The organism is Flavobacterium sp. H4147 (genome assembly GCF_029360735.1).
Taxonomy (GTDB): Bacteria; Bacteroidota; Bacteroidia; order Flavobacteriales; family Flavobacteriaceae; genus Flavobacterium; species Flavobacterium endoglycinae.
In genome coordinates this window covers 355,048-372,748 of sequence record NZ_JARKNB010000003.1, presented here as the reverse complement: position 1 = coordinate 372,748, position 17,701 = coordinate 355,048, and the positions used below count along the sequence as shown (strand labels likewise).

The window sequence follows — 17,701 nt, the reverse complement described above, 5'->3', positions numbered from 1 at the left end:
ACCCGAGCGATAGCGAACGGACGAAGTAATTCACGAATTTTTTATTATCAGATTTGAGATTAATTTGTGAATTCGTGGCTAATAAAACACAACGAAAATGAGAAATTCAATTATTGCATTCATGGTTGCTTTAGCAAGTCTGCAAATCAATGCAAAAATCAAAATGCCAGCATTGTTTACAGACAATATGATGTTGCAGCAAAAATCAAACGCACCAATTTGGGGCTGGGCAGAAAAGAATGCCAATGTCACCATCAAAACATCGTGGAATTCTAAAATCTACAAAACAAAAGCTGATGCGTCTGGTAAATGGAAAACAGCATTGCAAACGCCAACAGCAGGCGGACCATTTGCAATTGAAGTAACAGAAGGAACGGAAAAAGTAACCATCAAAAACATCTTAATTGGTGAAGTCTGGCTTTGTTCGGGACAATCGAATATGGAAATGCCGTTAAAAGGATTTCAAGGACAGCCAGTTAAAAATGGAAACGAAATCATTGTAAGATCTACCAATAAAAACATTCGTTTAATTACGATTCCACGTGCGACGGTTTTAGAACCAAAAGACGATTTTGAAGGAAAATGGGAAGAAGCTTCTCCAAAATCAACTTCCAACTTTAGTGCAACGGCTTGGTATTTTGGTTCGCTTTTACAGGAAGTTTTAAATGTTCCTGTGGGGTTAATTCATGTATCGTACGGAGGTTCAAGTATGGAAGCATGGATGAATGCGGAAATGCTGAAAGATTTCGCTAGCGCTAAAATTCCGACCACAAAAGAAGAATTAGCAAAAGATCCAAATCGTGTTCCAACGACTTTGTTTAACGGAATGCTTTCTCCTGTAATTGGTTACGGAATAAAAGGTTGCATTTGGTATCAGGGAGAATCAAATTACGAAAGAGCAAATGAATATACAGCTTTAATGAAAAAGATGGTAAGCAGTTGGAGAACAATGTGGAATCAAGGTGAATTTCCTTTTTATTTCGCTCAAATTGCACCGTTTAATTATGCATCCTTTCATCCAAAAGATTATGTAGAAAAATACAATTCGGCTTATTTGAGAGAGGCACAGTTTAAGGCTTCAAAAGAAATTCCGAATTCGGCAATGGCAGTTTTAATGGATGTTGGAGAAGAAAATAACATTCATCCAATGGACAAGGAAAAAGGAGGAAACCGATTGGCTTTTCAGGCTTTGGCAAGAACGTACGGAATTGAAGGTTTCGAATTTGAAAGTCCGAAATACAAGAGCATGGAAATTAAAGACGGTGCTGTAACCGTTTCTTTTGATGATGTCGCTAACGGAATTACATCTTACGATAAAGAAGTGACAGGTTTTGAAATAGCAGGAGAAGATAAAGTTTTTTATCCTGCAAAAACGGTTGTAAGACGAAAATCGGTGGTTTTGACTTCTGATAAAGTGACTAAACCCGTTGCAGTGCGCTATTTATGGAAAGATTTCGTCAAAGCGGAATTATTTAGCGCAGGAGGTTTGCCGGTTTCTTCGTTTAGGACTGATGAATGGTAATACGTCACGAGCTCCTGCAAGGTTTTCAAAACCTTGTAGGTGTCTGATTTAGAATTTAAAAGTGTAAAAATAAATACCTACAAGGTTTTGATAACCTTGCAGGAGAGCTAAAAAATGAAATACATTAAATACATATTTCTCTTCACAACGCTTTGTCTTAACGCGCAGATTCCTGTACTTGATACTTACAATCAAGTCTGGACGACGCAAAGCAACAATGCATCTGAATCTATGCCTTTGGGTGGCGGTGATATCGGGATGAATGTTTGGGTCGAGAAAGGAGATTTGTATTTCTATTTTTCGCGAAGCGGGACTTTTGACGAACATAATACTTTATTAAAATTAGGCCGTATAAAAATTACTTTAAGCCCGAATCCGTTTGAAGGGAAAGCAGGTTTTCGTCAGGAATTAAAACTAAAAGACGGTTACGTTTTAGTTGGTCAGAATGATACCAAAATCAAACTTTGGGTGGATGTTTTTAAACCTATTATTCATGTCGATTTAGAAAGCAAAAATCCGCTGAAAATGACTGCTTCTTATGAAAGCTGGCGCCATCAGAATCGTATTTCAAAAGGAAAAGAAAACAATGCCAATTCTTATAAATGGGCACCTCAGGGTGATGTTGTCATTTTTAAAGATTCGATTGCTTTTGAAAATAACGGACTTAAATTCTATCACCGAAATCGCGAACAAACCGTTTTTGATGTTGCCATAAAACAGCAGAAAATGGAATCGGTTAAAGATCAAATGATGAATCCGATTGCCAATTTAACTTTCGGTGGATTCATGAAAGGTGATAATTTAAAACCTGATGGAACTTATTTAGGAAAATATCAGGATACCGATTTCAAAGGTTTTAAATTAACGAGTGCAAAACCTTCAAGAAAACATTCGTTAGAAATTTATTTAAATACCAGTCAATCAGACTTTTCAAATTGGAATAATGGTTTGCAAAGTTTGATTGCTTCGAACAAAAACACAGCAAAACAAGCAGAAAAAAACACTATAAAATGGTGGAATAATTTCTGGAACCGCAGTTTTATTTTTACACAAAAAAATCAATCGATTGAGAAGGATTCGGTTTATCAAATTGGGCAGAATTATCAGTTGTTTAGATATATGTTGGGGTGCAATGCATACGGAAAATATCCAACCAAATTCAATGGTGGATTATTTACGGTTGATCCTGTTTATACCAATAAAGACTTAAATTTTACACCTGATTTTAGAAATTGGGGCGGAGGAACGATGACGGCTCAAAATCAAAGATTGGTTTATTTTCCCATGATAAAAAGCGGTGATTTTGACATGATGAAATCACAATTGGATTATTATGTAAGTCTTCAAAAAAATGCCGAATTACGTAGTAAAGTCTATTGGAAACACAGCGGAGCTTCTTTCACAGAACAATTAGAGAATTTCGGACTTCCAAATCCAGCAGAATACGAATGGAAACGTCCTGAAAATTACGATCCGGGAATGGAATACAATGCTTGGCTGGAATACGAATGGGACACCGTTTTAGAATTCTGCCAAATGATGTTGCAGCAGAAAGAATATGCTCAAGAAGACATTCAGAAATACAACCAATTCATTATTAGCTGTCTTCGTTTTTTTGATGAACATTATCAATATTTAGCGAAACAAAGGGGAAGAAAAGCATTGGATGGAAATGGAAAATTAATTCTTTTTCCGGGTTCAGCTGCTGAAACTTATAAAATGACAAATAACTCTAATAGTACAATTTCGGCTTTACAAGTGATTACAGAACAGCTTTTAAACCTTTCTGCCAATGAATTGTCAAAAGAAGACGTTGAATATTTAAAAGCATTTCAAACTAGAATTCCGCCTTTGAATTTTGGGCAGATTGAAAATCATAAAGTATTGCTTCCTGCGAAAACATGGGAACGTGTTAATAATTCTGAAGTGCCGCAATTGTACCCTGTTTATCCTTGGGGAATTTATGGCGTTGGAAAACCAGATTTAGAAACCGCTTTGAATACATGGAAATACGACGCTGATGCTTTAAAATTCAGAAGCCATGTAGGTTGGAAACAAGACAATATTTTCGCTGCTCGTTTAGGATTGACCGATGAAGCTGCAAAATACAATACGTTGAAAATGGTGAATTCAGAACGACGTTTTCCAGCATTTTGGGGACCAGGTTTTGACTGGGTTCCAGATCACAATTGGGGCGGTTCGGGAATGATTGGTATGCAGGAAATGCTTTTGCAAGAAACAGACGGAAAAATCTATCTTTTTCCAGCTTGGCCAAAAGAATGGAACGTTCATTTCAAGTTACACGCTAAACAAAATACTACGGTAGAAGCCGAATTGATTAATGGAGAAGTAAAGGTTTTAAAAGTAGTTCCAGAAGAAAGAAAAAAAGACATTATAAACCTGATTGGAAAATCAGAAACTGAAAAAATTAAGCTAACTATTACCACACAAAAATGATTAAGAAATTACTAAGTGCTTCGGTTCTTGCGATGCTTTTGGCGACCAACGGGCAAGCACAGAATACCGACAAACAAATTGTAAAAGTCGATTTTGACTTTTTCCAAAGACGATTAGAAGAAGTTCACGATCCGAGTTACGATTCGTGGGTAATCAATGAAAACAAAGAAGACCAGAAAATTTTTAATGGAATCACCTTTAAGTTAAAAGGAAATTTTACTTCGAAATGGTACAAGGTCGGAATGAGTGCTCCATATTACAATAGGTTAGGTTCTGACGGATTGGTTACATCTGAAAATTTAGAACTGAAAATTAGTGGTTTGGCAGCAGGGAAACATACACTTTTGACCTTTCACAATGCATTTGATGTTATTACAGGAAAAACTTTTTCACCGATTAAAATTTTTATAAACGGAAAACTTCAGGAAACCGTAAATGCGAGTCAGAGAGCCAATGCTAAAGTGGATGCATCAATGGCGTATATTTCATTCAACGCAGAAAAAGGAAAAGATGTAATTGTTCGTTTTGAAATTGATCCGACGAACAATCCAGATGTTGTAAAACAAATTGTGGTTAACGGTTTTGAAATCGATACACCAAACTTGATGAATCAAGCACGCACTCCAGAGCCAAAAAACAGGGACGAACATGTTGAAGTGACTAAAAATGTGATTTTAAAATGGGATGCTCCAAAAAATGTTGTAGCTCATAAATTGTATTTCGGTTTAGATCAAAATGCAGTAGCAAACGCAACAGAATCATCTAAAGAATTCAAAGGGAAATTGACTGATAAAAGTTTCTCTGTTTCAGATTTATACAGTGGTTCAACGTATTATTGGAGAGTAGATGAAGTCGACACTAATGGCGAAGTTACTCTAGGAAATGTTTGGTCGTTTAAGCCTGCTCAATTGGCTTTTCCGGGTGCTGAAGGTTACGGACGTTATGCTGTTGGAGGACGTGGCGGAAAAGTAATCGAAGTTACAAATCTAAATGACGACGGCCCAGGAAGTTTACGTGATGCTATTAATCAGGAAATTGGCCCTAGAACGATTGTTTTTAATGTTTCTGGAAATATTAAACTGGCTTCGAGATTGGTTGTGAATCAGCCGTATATTACGATTGCAGGTCAAACTGCTCCGGGAGAAGGAATTACGGTTACCAGAGCTCCGATCGGCTTAACGGGAGATGATGGCGTTATCCGCTTTTTGAAAGTGAGAATCGGCGGAGGAAAAACATTTGACGGAATGGGTTTAACAGGCGCTAATTTTAGTATTATCGACCATTGTTCCATCAGCTGGACTATTGATGAATCGTTTAGTTCCCGTGGCGCGCATCATATTACTTTGCAAAGAACTTTAATTTCTGAGGCTTTAAACGTAGCGGGACACGATAAATACGAAGCAGGAAAAATGCACGGATATGCAGCAACAATTGGCGGTGATATCGGAAGTTTCCATCACAACTTGTTGGCTCACAACGAAGGCCGTAACTGGAGTATTGGCGGTGGTTTAAGCGGTGACGGATTTTATACTGGAAGATTGGATATTCGTAATAACGTAGTTTATAATTGGGGAAAAAGAGCCACAGACGGTGGTGCGAACGAAGTAAACTTTGTAAATAACTATTATAAACCAGGAGCTTCAACTAAGATTTTTGTGGCTTTGAATGCGCAGCATGAAGGCGTTGGAAAAGGAATGCAGCGTTATTACTTTGATGGAAATGTTATGCCGGGTTATTTTGATGAGAAAACACAGGACAAAGGCAGAAAATTTACTGTAACCAATAAGGAGAAAGTGGAGTATGAAACTTTTGTAAACAAACCTTTTTTTGAATCTTATGTAAATACACAATCGGCTAAAGGAGCTTATAAAAATGTACTTTCAGATGTTGGTGCAAATCAGCCGTATTTTGATAAACACGATAACCGAATTATAGATGAAACTTTAAAGGGAACATATACTTATAAAGGAAGTAAAAGCGGTTATGGCGGAATGATTGACAGTGAAGAAGATGCTGGAGGATGGCCAAATTTTCCGTCAGAAACTCGTCCTTCAGATTGGGATACCGATCATGACGGATTGCCAAACTGGTGGGAAAAGGCTTTTGGTTTAAACGAAAACTCACCAGCAGGAGATTTCTCAGATGCGAACTCAGATGTTGATAAAGACGGATTCACACAACTGGATAACTATTTAGATTGGTTGGCTCAGCCTCATTATTTTATCAATTTAAAAGATAAAAAATCTTTAACGGTTACAGATTTCTTCAAAGGATATGAAAACAAACCCGTTTACACTTTCTCTGAAGTTAAAAACGGAAAAGCGAGTTTAAAAGGAAAAGAAATTCAATTCACTGCGGAAAATAAAGGCTTTGCATCATTCGTAATCACAGTAAAAGATGCTGAAGGAGATTCAATGAGCAGAACCATTAATTTCTTCGTGAAGTAAATATTTAAACCATATAAGTCATATAAGAAATTTTAAGTTTTACTTAAATGAGCTTATATCAATCTGGTTAAATTGGAAAAGTTTTGTTTAAATGAACTTATATGACTTATATGGTTCAAAATTATAGTAGAATGAAAAATTTATTAAATGTTTCCCTTAGTTTGTTTTTTGCTGGTGCAGGAGTAATGGCGCAAAACAAAGGTTTGGTGGCGAATTCACAAAGTCCATATTCTAAATTGCAGAGCGTAGGCTTACAGGATGTAAAATGGACCAACGGATTCTGGAAAGAACAATTTGATGTAGAAACCAAAAATACTTTGCCATACATGTGGGATTTGTATCATAACGAAACTTCTCATGCGTACAAAAACTTCGAAATTGCAGCAGGATTGGATAAAGGAACTTTCAAAGGACCTTCTTTTCATGATGGTGATTTCTACAAGATTTTTGAAGGAATGGCGGCCACTTATGCCGTTACAAAAGATAAAAAGCTCGGTGCTGAAATGGATAAAGCCATTGCGCTTTTCGCAAAAGTACAGCGCAAAGACGGTTATATTCATACGCCAGTTTTAATTGACGAACGTTGGGGAACTTTGGGCCCAGAAGAAGTGAAAAAACAATTGGGTTTCGAGAAATACAATATGGGACATTTAATGACTGCAGCTTGTATTCATTATCGTGCCACTGGAAAAACGAATTTCCTAAATATTGCCAAAGGAGTTGCTGATTACTTATACGATTTCTACAAAAAAGCATCACCAGAATTGGCTAGAAATGCGATTTGTCCGTCTCACTATATGGGAATTGTTGAAATGTACAGAACAGTAAAAGATCCGAAATTTTTAGAATTGGCTAATAATCTGATTGATATTCGCGGCACTACGAATGATGGAACCGATGACAATCAGGATAGAGTTCCGTTTAGACAGCAGACTACGGCAATGGGACACGCTGTAAGAGCAAATTATCTTTATGCGGGAGTGGCCGATTTATATGCAGAAACGGGAGAAAAGAAGTTATTAGACAATTTAGAATCTATTTGGGATGACGTTACATACCGTAAAATGTATATTACAGGAGGTTGTGGTTCGTTGTATGATGGGGTTTCACCAGACGGAACTTCGTATGATCCGGCTGTAGTTCAAAAGATTCATCAGGCGTATGGAAGACCTTTTCAATTGCCAAATGCCACGGCTCACACCGAAACTTGCGCGAATATTGGAAATGTATTGTGGAACTGGAGAATGCTTCAAATTACGGGAGATGCCAAATATGCTGATGTTGTAGAATTAGCGCTTTATAACAGCGTGCTTTCGGGAATGAATTTAGAAGGAGATAAATTCTTGTACAACAATCCGCTGAATGTTTCAAACGATTTGCCATTTCATCAACGTTGGGGAAATGTGCGTGAAGGTTATATTGCTTTATCAAACTGTTGTGCACCAAACGTAACCAGAACAGTTGCCGAAGTTGGAAATTATGCTTACAACCTTTCCAAAGAAGGTTTGTATATCAATTTATACGGAAGCAACAATTTGAATACAAAAACGTTAAGCGGAGAAACATTAGAAATTGAACAGCAATCGAATTATCCTTGGGACGGAAAAGTAACATTGAAAATCGTTAAAGCGCCAAAAGATTTACAGGCTTTCTTTTTGAGAATTCCAGGATGGAGTCAGAATGCAGAAGTTTTGGTTAATAATGCGAAAGTTTCAGATAAAATCGTTTCGGGAACTTATTTGAAATTAAACCAAAAATGGAAAAAAGGTGATGTAATCGAATTGAATTTGCCAATGCCAGTTGAATTGATGGAAGCCAATCCGTTGGTAGAAGAAGTTAAAAATCAAGTTGCGGTAAAAAGAGGACCTTTGGTGTATTGTTTAGAATCAGATCAGTTACCTGCAAATACAAGTGTAAATGATGTGATTTTAAATCTGAATTCTGATTTTAAAACTGATTTTACCGAATTGAAAAACAGAAAATTAGTTACAATTGAAGCGACGTCAAAAATTACCGCTGATAATTCTTGGAATAAAACACTTTATAAACCCATTTCAACAAAAGACGGAAAAACATTAACTGTAAAATTGATTCCGTATTTTGCATGGGGAAATAAAGGAGAGGGAGAAATGACGGTTTGGATGTCGCATTAAAATTATATGTAGATTCCTGTTTTTCGTAGAGACGCACTGCAGTGCGTCTACGCCATGCATATCAAACATTGTGGTTACGTTGCGTTAGACGCACTGCGGTGCGTCTCTACAGATAAACTTTGTCTAAAAACTTAAACCATTAAAACTTATGAAATATATTCTGGCTTTATTTTTAATAGCATTTTCTGTATCAGCCCAAACGCTCGATAACAAATTAGCATTAACAGTAGCCCAAGACGGTTCTGGAGATTTTAAAACCATTCAGGAAGCAGTAAATAATGTAAAGGACAATTCAGAAAAACGCGTGATAATAACCATAAAGCCAGGGAAGTATGTGGAGAAGTTAGAAATTCCAGTTTCTAAATCCTTCATTACTTTAAAAGGAACGGACCGGAATAAAACCATTATTTCATTTGATGATTATTCTGGAAAACCACTTCGCGAACCAGACCCTTCAGGGAAAAAGGAATTTGGAACAGGCACTTCGTATTCTTTTATGATAAAAGGAAACGATTGTACACTTGAAAACTTAACTGTCGAAAATACGGCGGGAAGAGTAGGTCAGGCTGTGGCGCTTCATATTAAAGGAGATAGAGTTATCTTAAGGAATTGCAATCTATTAGGAAATCAAGATACGCTTTATTTGTCAGAAGGAAATACTCGTACGTATTTTGAAAACTGTTTTATCAACGGAACAACCGATTTTATTTTTGGCGCAGCGACTGCTTATTTCTATAAATGTACCATCGAAAGTTTGGTAAACTCTTACATCACAGCCGCTTCGACCCCGCAAGGGCAAGCTTATGGTTTTGTCTTTACAGATTGTAAGCTTATTGCAAAAGACAAATCGGTAGACCAAGTATTTCTGGGAAGACCTTGGAGACCTTATGCCCAAACTGTTTTTATCAATACTGATTTGGGTTCGCATATTATTCCAGAAGGATGGAACGCATGGATTGACACTAGATTTCCAGATAAAGATAAAACAGCTTATTATGCTGAATATGGAAGCAAAGGTGCGAGCGCCAAATATGTCTCTCAACGTATTTCTTGGTCACATCAGTTAAAAAAAGAAGACATTAAAAAATACGATAGAGATTTAGTTTTAAACGGCTGGAATCCAAAATAAGTACGATCAAGAAAACACAGAGTTTTTGTATCGTTTTATGCTCAATAGTAATATTGGGCATTTTTATTTTTAAGCGTAAAGTGAATTTTTATCAGTCGAAAAATCTCTTAATCAGAAATTACTTTTAAAAATTACTTTTTTTTATATTTTTTTTAAGTTTAAAGGTGTGTTATCCGGTATAGTATGCTGTAAGTTTTTTAAGGCGAAATCGTAATTATTTTTTTAAATAATCTTCTTTTTAACAATTAAAACAAATAATCTTAAACACTTATTACTCAGAATTTAGAATAATTGATTTTGCATAAAAAATAAAGATTACTTGTTTTTAGTGAATTTTTTGCTTCTTTTGCGGAAAAATAGGTTGGCATATTTTGGTTTATGCAAACATTTACTTTTATTTTTTAAGGACAGATATTTTTTCAAGCTGTTTTTTATCAATATTGTTTTTTTTGGGTTATTTTTTTTGAAATACCGCTGTCAAAACAGGATAGAGCAGGACGGTTCTAATATATCATCGTCATATTTTTGGAATATTAAATAAATGTGTTTTCGACATTTAATTCAAACGATTTAGTTACTTCAAATTGTTAAAAATTACAAAACACATTTAAACATGACTAACTAACAAGTAATAACCTAACCAAAACAAAAAACATTTATGAAACAAGCACTTTTAAAGAGATGTAGTTTTCTTTTGTTTACACTGATGACTGTGATGAGTTATGCTCAAAACTCTAATCAAGTAACAGTAACAGGAACTGTGACTGATAATGTATCAGGTCTTCTTCCAGGGGTAAACGTAACAGAGAAATCTACAAAGAATACTGTGACTACAGATTTTAATGGGCAATTTCAAATTAAAGTTAAACCAAATGCAACTTTAGTTTTTTCATTTATCGGAATGAGAAAACAAGAAGTACCAATTGGAAATAGAACAACAGTAAATGTTAAACTTACAGAAGATTCAAACGAGTTACAAAATATAGTAGTAGTTGGATATGGTGCTCAGAAAAAGGAAAAACTTACTGGTGCTATCGCAACGATTAACCCAACAGAAATTCAGGAACTTCCGGTGTCGAACTTATCAGAAGCCTTAAGAGGTCAGGTTCCTGGTTTAAGTATTATTGATGGAGGAGGACGCCCTGGAGATCAATCTTCTTTAGAAATTCGCCAGACATATGGTTTCTCTAAAGATGGTAGTTCAAAAACTCCTTTAATTATTATTGATGATATGATTCAAGTTGATCCTGTTAATGGTAGAGCTTCTATGGATGCTTTTAACAGACTTGATCCTTCTGAGATTGAAAGTATTACAGTATTAAAGGATGCGTCTGCTGCTATCTATGGTTCTAGAGCGGCTCAAGGAGCAATTGTGGTAAAAACTAAAAGAGGAAAAAGCGGTGTGCCAACATTCCAATATTTTTCTCAGTTTGCCGTAAATGATGCAGTTAGCCACAGTAAAACTATGTCGGCTTACGATTTTGGTGTTTTCTCAAACAGATTTTTCAAAGGATCGAATAACCTTGGAACGAATGGATCAAATCTTTTTTCTGATGCTGAGTTAGAGCAAATGAAAGACCTTAATTATGACTGGTTAAGAGAAGCATGGAAACCTGCAATTCAGCAAAAACATACTTTAAGTGTTAGCGGAGGTACTGAAAAAGCGACTTACTTTGCGGGTATCAATTACTTTACACAAGGAGCTAATTTAGGAAGACAAGATTATAACAAATGGAATTTCCGTACAGGTATGACAGCTAAAATCAGCAGTTCATTAGATTTTTCTGCAGCTGTTTCTGGAAATTCAGGAGATATCGAAAAATCATTTACAAAAGCTTCAGCAAATATCAGTGACAGTAGTTATGCTTCTGCTGCTGGTGGTGAGCAGGCTGATTATGGATTTTTACTTCACATGCCAAAATACATTCCATGGCAGACTACTGTAGGTGGGCAGGAATATTATGTGTCTCCATTTGCACGTACAGATCGTAATTTAGGATCTGCAAACGCTAATAATACAATTGCAGGATGGAATTATTTTGCAGCAATGAACAATGGTTCCAAACAAACGACAAATGATTTCTCATACAACGTAAACATGTCGTTAAACTATAAAGTTCCATTTATTAAAGGATTATCTATTAAAGGAACATATTCAAGAAGCCAGACTTCTGCAAGTACAGAGCAAGTTCAATTACCGTATGATTTAGCAAGAATCAGAAATTACGAAACTCAGGATAACCACCTTCTAAGTGCTGCTAATCCAACTGTTTACAATGCATCGACTAATCCAGATGGTGATTTCTTAATCGAGACAAATGCTCGTAACTCAAGAGTTTATTACGATACAAACTTCTCTAAATCTGTTCAAGCTAACTTCTTTGCAGATTATAACAGAACTTTTGACAACCACGAAGTAGGGGCAATGTTCTCTATAGAACGTTCTGAGTCATCTTATAAAAGTACTCGTTTAGCTTTTGAAAACACAGGAAAAGATTACGGAGGATCCTACCAAACGGCAGGTACTTTAAGTACAAACTCAACTGCTTTAAAAGGTGAGCAGGGAACACTTTCTTATTTAGGACGTTTAAACTATAGCTATAAATCAAAATACATCCTTCAGTTCTTATTCAGAAGTGATGCTTCAACGAAATTCGCACCAGAGAACTACTGGGGATTCTTTCCATCACTTCAAGCAGGATGGATTGTATCTAAAGAAAAATGGTTTAACAATAATGTATCTTGGGTAGATTTCTTCAAAATCCGTTATTCTATTGGTAAAGTAGGTAATGATAACATCAACGCATGGAGATGGATGAAACTGTATGATGTAATCGCTGATAAAGGATTCCAATTTGGATCTAATGGAGGTGTATTAGGAGGTGGTGTAACACCTAGAGTAGAACCAAACAGAAATGTGGGCTGGGATACTACAATCAAAAACAACTTAGGTTTTGATTTGACAGTATTAAAAAATAGATTATCGATTACCACTGATCTTTACTATGATAAATCAAAAGAAATGTTGACAGGTATGGCTGGAGCAGTAGGAGTGCCAATCTCTGTAGGAGGTGGGTTTGCCGAAGAAAACTATGCAGCTGTAGATTCTTGGGGAGGTGAGCTCGCTGTTAATTGGAAAGACAATGTAAACAAAGATTTCAGTTATAATGTTGGAGTGAACTTTGGATTATCTGATAATAAAGTTAAAAAATATCCAGAACCAGCTTTACTGCACCCATCAAATAACTTAACAGAAGCAGGCCGTTCAATGTTTTTTCCGCAATGGGGATTCAGAACATGGAAAGAAACTTCAACAGGAGATGGTATTTTACGTACAGACGAAGATGTTGCTAACTATTGGAACTACTTAACGCAACGTGCCACTGCCGCTGGAGTAGCGCCAAATTACATGGGTATTTCAAATGTGGCAAACATGAGAAAGGGTATGTTAGCTTATGAAGATGTTGGAGGACAATTTAACAGTACAGACGGTACACAAGCAGGTCCAAACGGTCAGATTACTAAAAACGAAGATTACGTGAAATTAGTAAACAAAAACAGAACATACGGTTTTACAACTAATTTAGGAGCTAGATACAAATCAATCTTCATCAAAACACAAATCGCAACATCATGGGGTGGATACCGCGCAATTGATGTTGTAAAACAAGGAACATCATCATCACACAACATGTGGGCTCGTGAGACTTTCTGGAATGATATGTACGCAGATGATAATGTAAACGGTAGATACCCTAACTTAGCAAATCAGGATTATATTGCTGTTCCTTCTGATTTCTGGCAGCTAGACACTTTCCGTTGTACAGTAAGAAATTTAACTTTAGGATTTGATATGCCAAAAGAACTTTTGGAGAAAATTAAAATTGCTAAATGGTCAGTTGGAGTTACAGGTAACAACCTTTGGGATTTATACAATCCATATCCAAATCATTATCGTAACATGTATGATAGTTCTTCTGAAAACTATCCTACGCTTAGAACTTGGGCTGTTACTTTAAACATTACATTCTAATTTTAATTCAATAAGAAGATGAAACTAAAAATTAATAAAAAATATATAGCTCTTGCACTTTTTGCAGTGTTGAGTGCATCTTGCAGCGATAACTTTTTGGAAGAAAAGAAAAATTTCGGGAGTGTTGACGATTCATTTTATGAAAGTCAAGAACGTGCAAACTGGTACATCAATAACGTTTATTTTGATTACTATTCTGCTTTTAAATCTCCTGGGCAAAGCCTTGTAGGATCTTATGCAGATACTTATTCTAAAATGACCGAAGAAATTGGAGGTATCCAGCCGTTAATCAACCCAAATATTACTTACTTTAATGCTGCAGATGCTTCAGGTTATTACGGAGGTAAATTAGAAGATAAAATTAATAACGTTCCTTACAACAGAATTAGAGATTGTAACTCTTTTATTAGAGATATCGATGTTAAAGGAGCAACTTTAGATAAAACATTCCGCGATCAAGCAAAAGGACAGTTGTATTATTTACGTGCTGTTCAGTATTTTGACTTGCTACGTGTATATGGAGGTGTTCCAATCGTAACAGAAGTTCAGACGCCAAGTACTGAAGATGAAACCATTAAATTGCCTAGAGCTACCGTAACAGAAGTAGTAGACCAAATAGTAAAAGACCTAGATATGGCTGCAAGTCTATTGCCAAGAACTTGGAATTCTGCAGATTATGGCCGTGTTACCAAAGGTGCTGCAATGGCTGTAAAATCTAGAGTTTTATTAACATATGCAAGCCCATTGTTTAATAAAAACTGGGATGGTTCAAACGATCGTTGGAATGCAGCCTTAAAAGCAGGTTTAGAAGCAGAAACTGAATTAACTGCTGCTGGAATTGGATTGTATGGAAATTCAGCAAAAGACTGGCAGAATATGTTTACTTTGGGTGCATCAGGAAATGCGCCATGTCCTGAAGCTATTACAGTACAGCTTTTAGGAACTAATACAACAAATCTAGGGATGAGTAACTCTTGGGAAAAAGCGATTCGTTTAATCAGCCAAGGTGGAACTGGTGCTATGGAAGCTCCAAAAGAAATGATCGATTTATTCCCAATGGCAAATGGTTCTAGACCAACTGCAGCAAACGGATATAATGATTTTCTTTTCTTCGTAAACCGTGACCCAAGATTCTACAGAACATTTGCTTTTTCGGGTGTAAGATGGAATTATAAAGAAAACGACAAACCAGTTGTATGGGCTTACCGTTGGTTAGACGCTTCAAAAAAAGCATATTATAGTGACTCAAACAACGAAACAAGTCCAGCATTAGTTAGAAAAATGACCGATGTTACAGCAACAAACGCAAGTAGTTTCCAATACTCAGGAACCGATATTTACGAGTACAGATATGCAGAATTACTATTAAACATTGCCGAATGTTATGCGGCACTTGGACAAACAGGTAACACAATTGCTTACTTAGGAAGAATTAGAAACCGTGTTGGAATTCCATCTGCAAATAACTACGGAATTGGAACATTAAGTGATAAATACGCAGCAATCGAAGCTGTTTTATACGAACGTAGAGTTGAATTAGCTTACGAAGGAAAACGTTACTGGGATGTACAAAGATGGATGCTTTATGATAATGCAACACTTGCAGGTACTACTGGAGGAACGGTTAGTAAATTACGCTTAACACCAATTAATGGTACACAACGTACAGGAAATTATCTGCAGTACAAAAACACAGCTACAAGTGCTGATCCGTTAGCAGCAGCTCGTGCAAGTATTTCAGCTGATCCTGATGCCGCTAATTTCCAAACACAGTTAGCAGCTTTAGCAGCTTTCTACACAGACAATTTTACATTTGTAGCACCTCCAACTCCTATGGATAACGTGAATAACGTAGCCGTTAAAATTAAATTTAATCCTAACTACTACATCATGGGATTACAAAATACTGTTTTGGCACAAAATCCATGGTTGAAACAAACCATTGGCTGGAAAGATGCATCAGGCGGTGAAGGAGATTACAACTACCAAGAATAATTTTTTTTACAATAAAAAACAGAAATAACATACAAAGCTTTTCACCTGTACTTGTCAAAAGATACAGGTGATTTGTTTAAAAAGAATTACCACAACTAGAAATTAACATGAAAAATTCCGCATTATTTATCGCATCATCTCTGCTTTTTTTAGGAAGCGCAAAATGCTTTGCCCAGTATCCAAAAATTAGTCCAGAAGTTCAAGCGCAGGAAAAAGCAATTAAAGAAGAAGCTCAAAGACTTTCTGACGAAGCTTGGGAAAAAGCTTTAGTTGTTATTGAAGAAGAAGCAAAACATGGAAAACCATATATTCCGTGGGCAGCAAGACCAACCGATTTACCTCAGGCTGAAATTCCAGCTTTCCCAGGTGCTGAAGGAGGAGGAATGTACACTTTTGGAGGACGTGGAGGAAAAGTATACACGGTAACAAGTTTAGAAGACCGCGGACCAGGAACTTTACGTGAAGCTTGCGAACAAGGAGGAGCGAGAATAGTGGTATTTAACGTTGCTGGAATTATTAGATTGAAAAGTCCGTTAATCATTCGTGCGCCTTACATTACAATTGCAGGGCAGACTGCTCCCGGAGATGGAATTTGTATTGCAGGAGAATCAACTTGGATCGATACGCATGATGTAATTATCAGACATGTACGTTTCCGTCGTGGAGAAACTTTTGTAGGACGTCGTGATGATGCCATTGGAGGAAATCCAGTTGGAAACATCATGATCGATCACGTTTCTGCTACTTGGGGATTAGACGAAAATATGTCAATATATAGACACATGTACAACCCAGGGCCAGGATATCCAGATATTAAAGTAGGAACAGTAAACATTACCATCCAAAACAGTTTATTCGGAGAAGCTTTAGACACTTACAATCACGCTTTCGGAAGTACTTTAGGTGGAGAAAACTGCTCTTTCATGAGAAATATGTGGGCTAATAATGCAGGAAGAAACCCTTCTATTGGATGGAATGGAATTTTCAACTTCGTTAATAATGTGGTTTTCAACTGGTACAATAGATCTACAGATGGCGGCGATTACACAGCAAATTATAACATCATCAACAACTTCTATAAACCAGGTCCTGTAACCGATTTAACACAGCCAATCAGTTATAGAATTTTAAAACCAGAATCAGGAAGAAGTAAATTGCCATACATGGTTTTTGGTAGAGCTTTCGTAAACGGAAACGTAGTAAACGGAAATGAAAAGGTGACGAAAGACAACTGGGACGGAGGTATTCAGTTAGAGAACAAAAAAGGGGAATTAATGACTTATGAGGAAGCGTCAGCATATTTCGCTAAAATGAAAGTAGACAAACCTTTCCCAATGCCTTGGTTCAATAAATTTATGACAGCTGAAGAATCGTATGAGTTTGTACTTAAAAACGTTGGAGCAACACTGCCTATCAGAGATAAAGTCGACGAAAGAATCGTAAGAACTGTAAAAACAGGTGTTCCTGAATATGCAAAAGGATTAGAAAAAAAGACTTTCTACCAATTCGAACACAGACGTCTACCGATGGATTCTTATAAGAAAGGAATCATTACAGACATTTCTCAAGTTGGAGGATATCCAGAATACAAAGGAAAACCTTATGTAGACACTGATAAAGATGGTATGCCAGATGCATGGGAGAAAAAATACGGTTTAAACCCGAACGATCCATCTGATGCTCAAGGAGACTTAAATGGAGATGGTTACACAAATATTGAAGATTACATCAATGGTGTAAATCCTGCAATAAAAGTAAACTGGAAAGATTTAGCGAATAACAAAGAAACATTGGTTAGACCTTTATTAGATTTAAAATAGGGAGAATTTTAAAAACATAGAAAGAGCTGCGAATTGTTTTTATTTTTTTTACGAAAGCTGAAAAATTGCTCGCAAAGTCGCTAAGACGCAAAGCTTATTTAAAAAGTGAAGACAAAAAACTTTGCGTCTTAGCGACTTTGCGAGA

Annotated in this window: 8 protein-coding genes; all 8 read left to right on the top strand. The window is 36.4% G+C overall.

Annotated elements, in window-relative coordinates; all coding sequences use genetic code 11:
- Nucleotides 1–97: 97 nt before the first annotated feature.
- The 8 genes from P2W75_RS15740 (at nt 98) to P2W75_RS15705 (ending at nt 17,556) form a co-directional block, all read left to right on the top strand.
- Nucleotides 98–1,522: a sialate O-acetylesterase gene (locus tag P2W75_RS15740; protein WP_276381208.1), complete on the top strand. Its 1,425-nt coding sequence runs from the start codon at nt 98–100 to the stop codon at nt 1,520–1,522.
- A 114-nt stretch (nt 1,523–1,636) separates the two neighbouring features.
- Nucleotides 1,637–3,979 carry a DUF5703 domain-containing protein gene (locus P2W75_RS15735; RefSeq protein WP_276381207.1) on the top strand — a complete coding sequence of 781 codons (2,343 nt, stop codon included), beginning with the start codon at nt 1,637–1,639 and terminating at the stop codon, nt 3,977–3,979.
- Nucleotides 3,976–6,426 (top strand): polysaccharide lyase family 1 protein, encoded by a 2,451-nt coding sequence (locus tag P2W75_RS15730; protein WP_276381206.1) that lies wholly within the window; start codon nt 3,976–3,978, stop codon nt 6,424–6,426. The genes P2W75_RS15735 and P2W75_RS15730 overlap by 4 nt, the downstream gene beginning before the upstream one ends.
- Before the next feature lie 131 nt (nt 6,427–6,557).
- The gene (locus P2W75_RS15725; RefSeq protein WP_276381205.1) at nt 6,558–8,579 is read left to right on the top strand and encodes a glycoside hydrolase family 127 protein; all 2,022 of its coding nucleotides are present in this window, start codon (nt 6,558–6,560) and stop codon (nt 8,577–8,579) included.
- Nucleotides 8,580–8,727: 148 nt separating this feature from the next.
- The gene (locus P2W75_RS15720) at nt 8,728–9,708 is read left to right on the top strand and encodes a pectinesterase family protein (RefSeq protein ID WP_276381204.1); all 981 of its coding nucleotides are present in this window, start codon (nt 8,728–8,730) and stop codon (nt 9,706–9,708) included.
- 658 nt (nt 9,709–10,366) lie between these two features.
- Nucleotides 10,367–13,741, top strand: coding sequence for a SusC/RagA family TonB-linked outer membrane protein (locus P2W75_RS15715; RefSeq protein ID WP_207295905.1), 3,375 nt, complete (start codon nt 10,367–10,369; stop codon nt 13,739–13,741).
- An 18-nt stretch (nt 13,742–13,759) separates the two neighbouring features.
- Entirely contained in the window at nt 13,760–15,736 is a 1,977-nt protein-coding gene (locus P2W75_RS15710; protein ID WP_276381203.1) for a RagB/SusD family nutrient uptake outer membrane protein, read from the top strand.
- A 107-nt stretch (nt 15,737–15,843) separates the two neighbouring features.
- Nucleotides 15,844–17,556, top strand: coding sequence for a polysaccharide lyase (locus P2W75_RS15705; protein ID WP_276381202.1), 1,713 nt, complete (start codon nt 15,844–15,846; stop codon nt 17,554–17,556).
- The last annotated feature ends 145 nt before the right edge of the window (nt 17,557–17,701 follow it).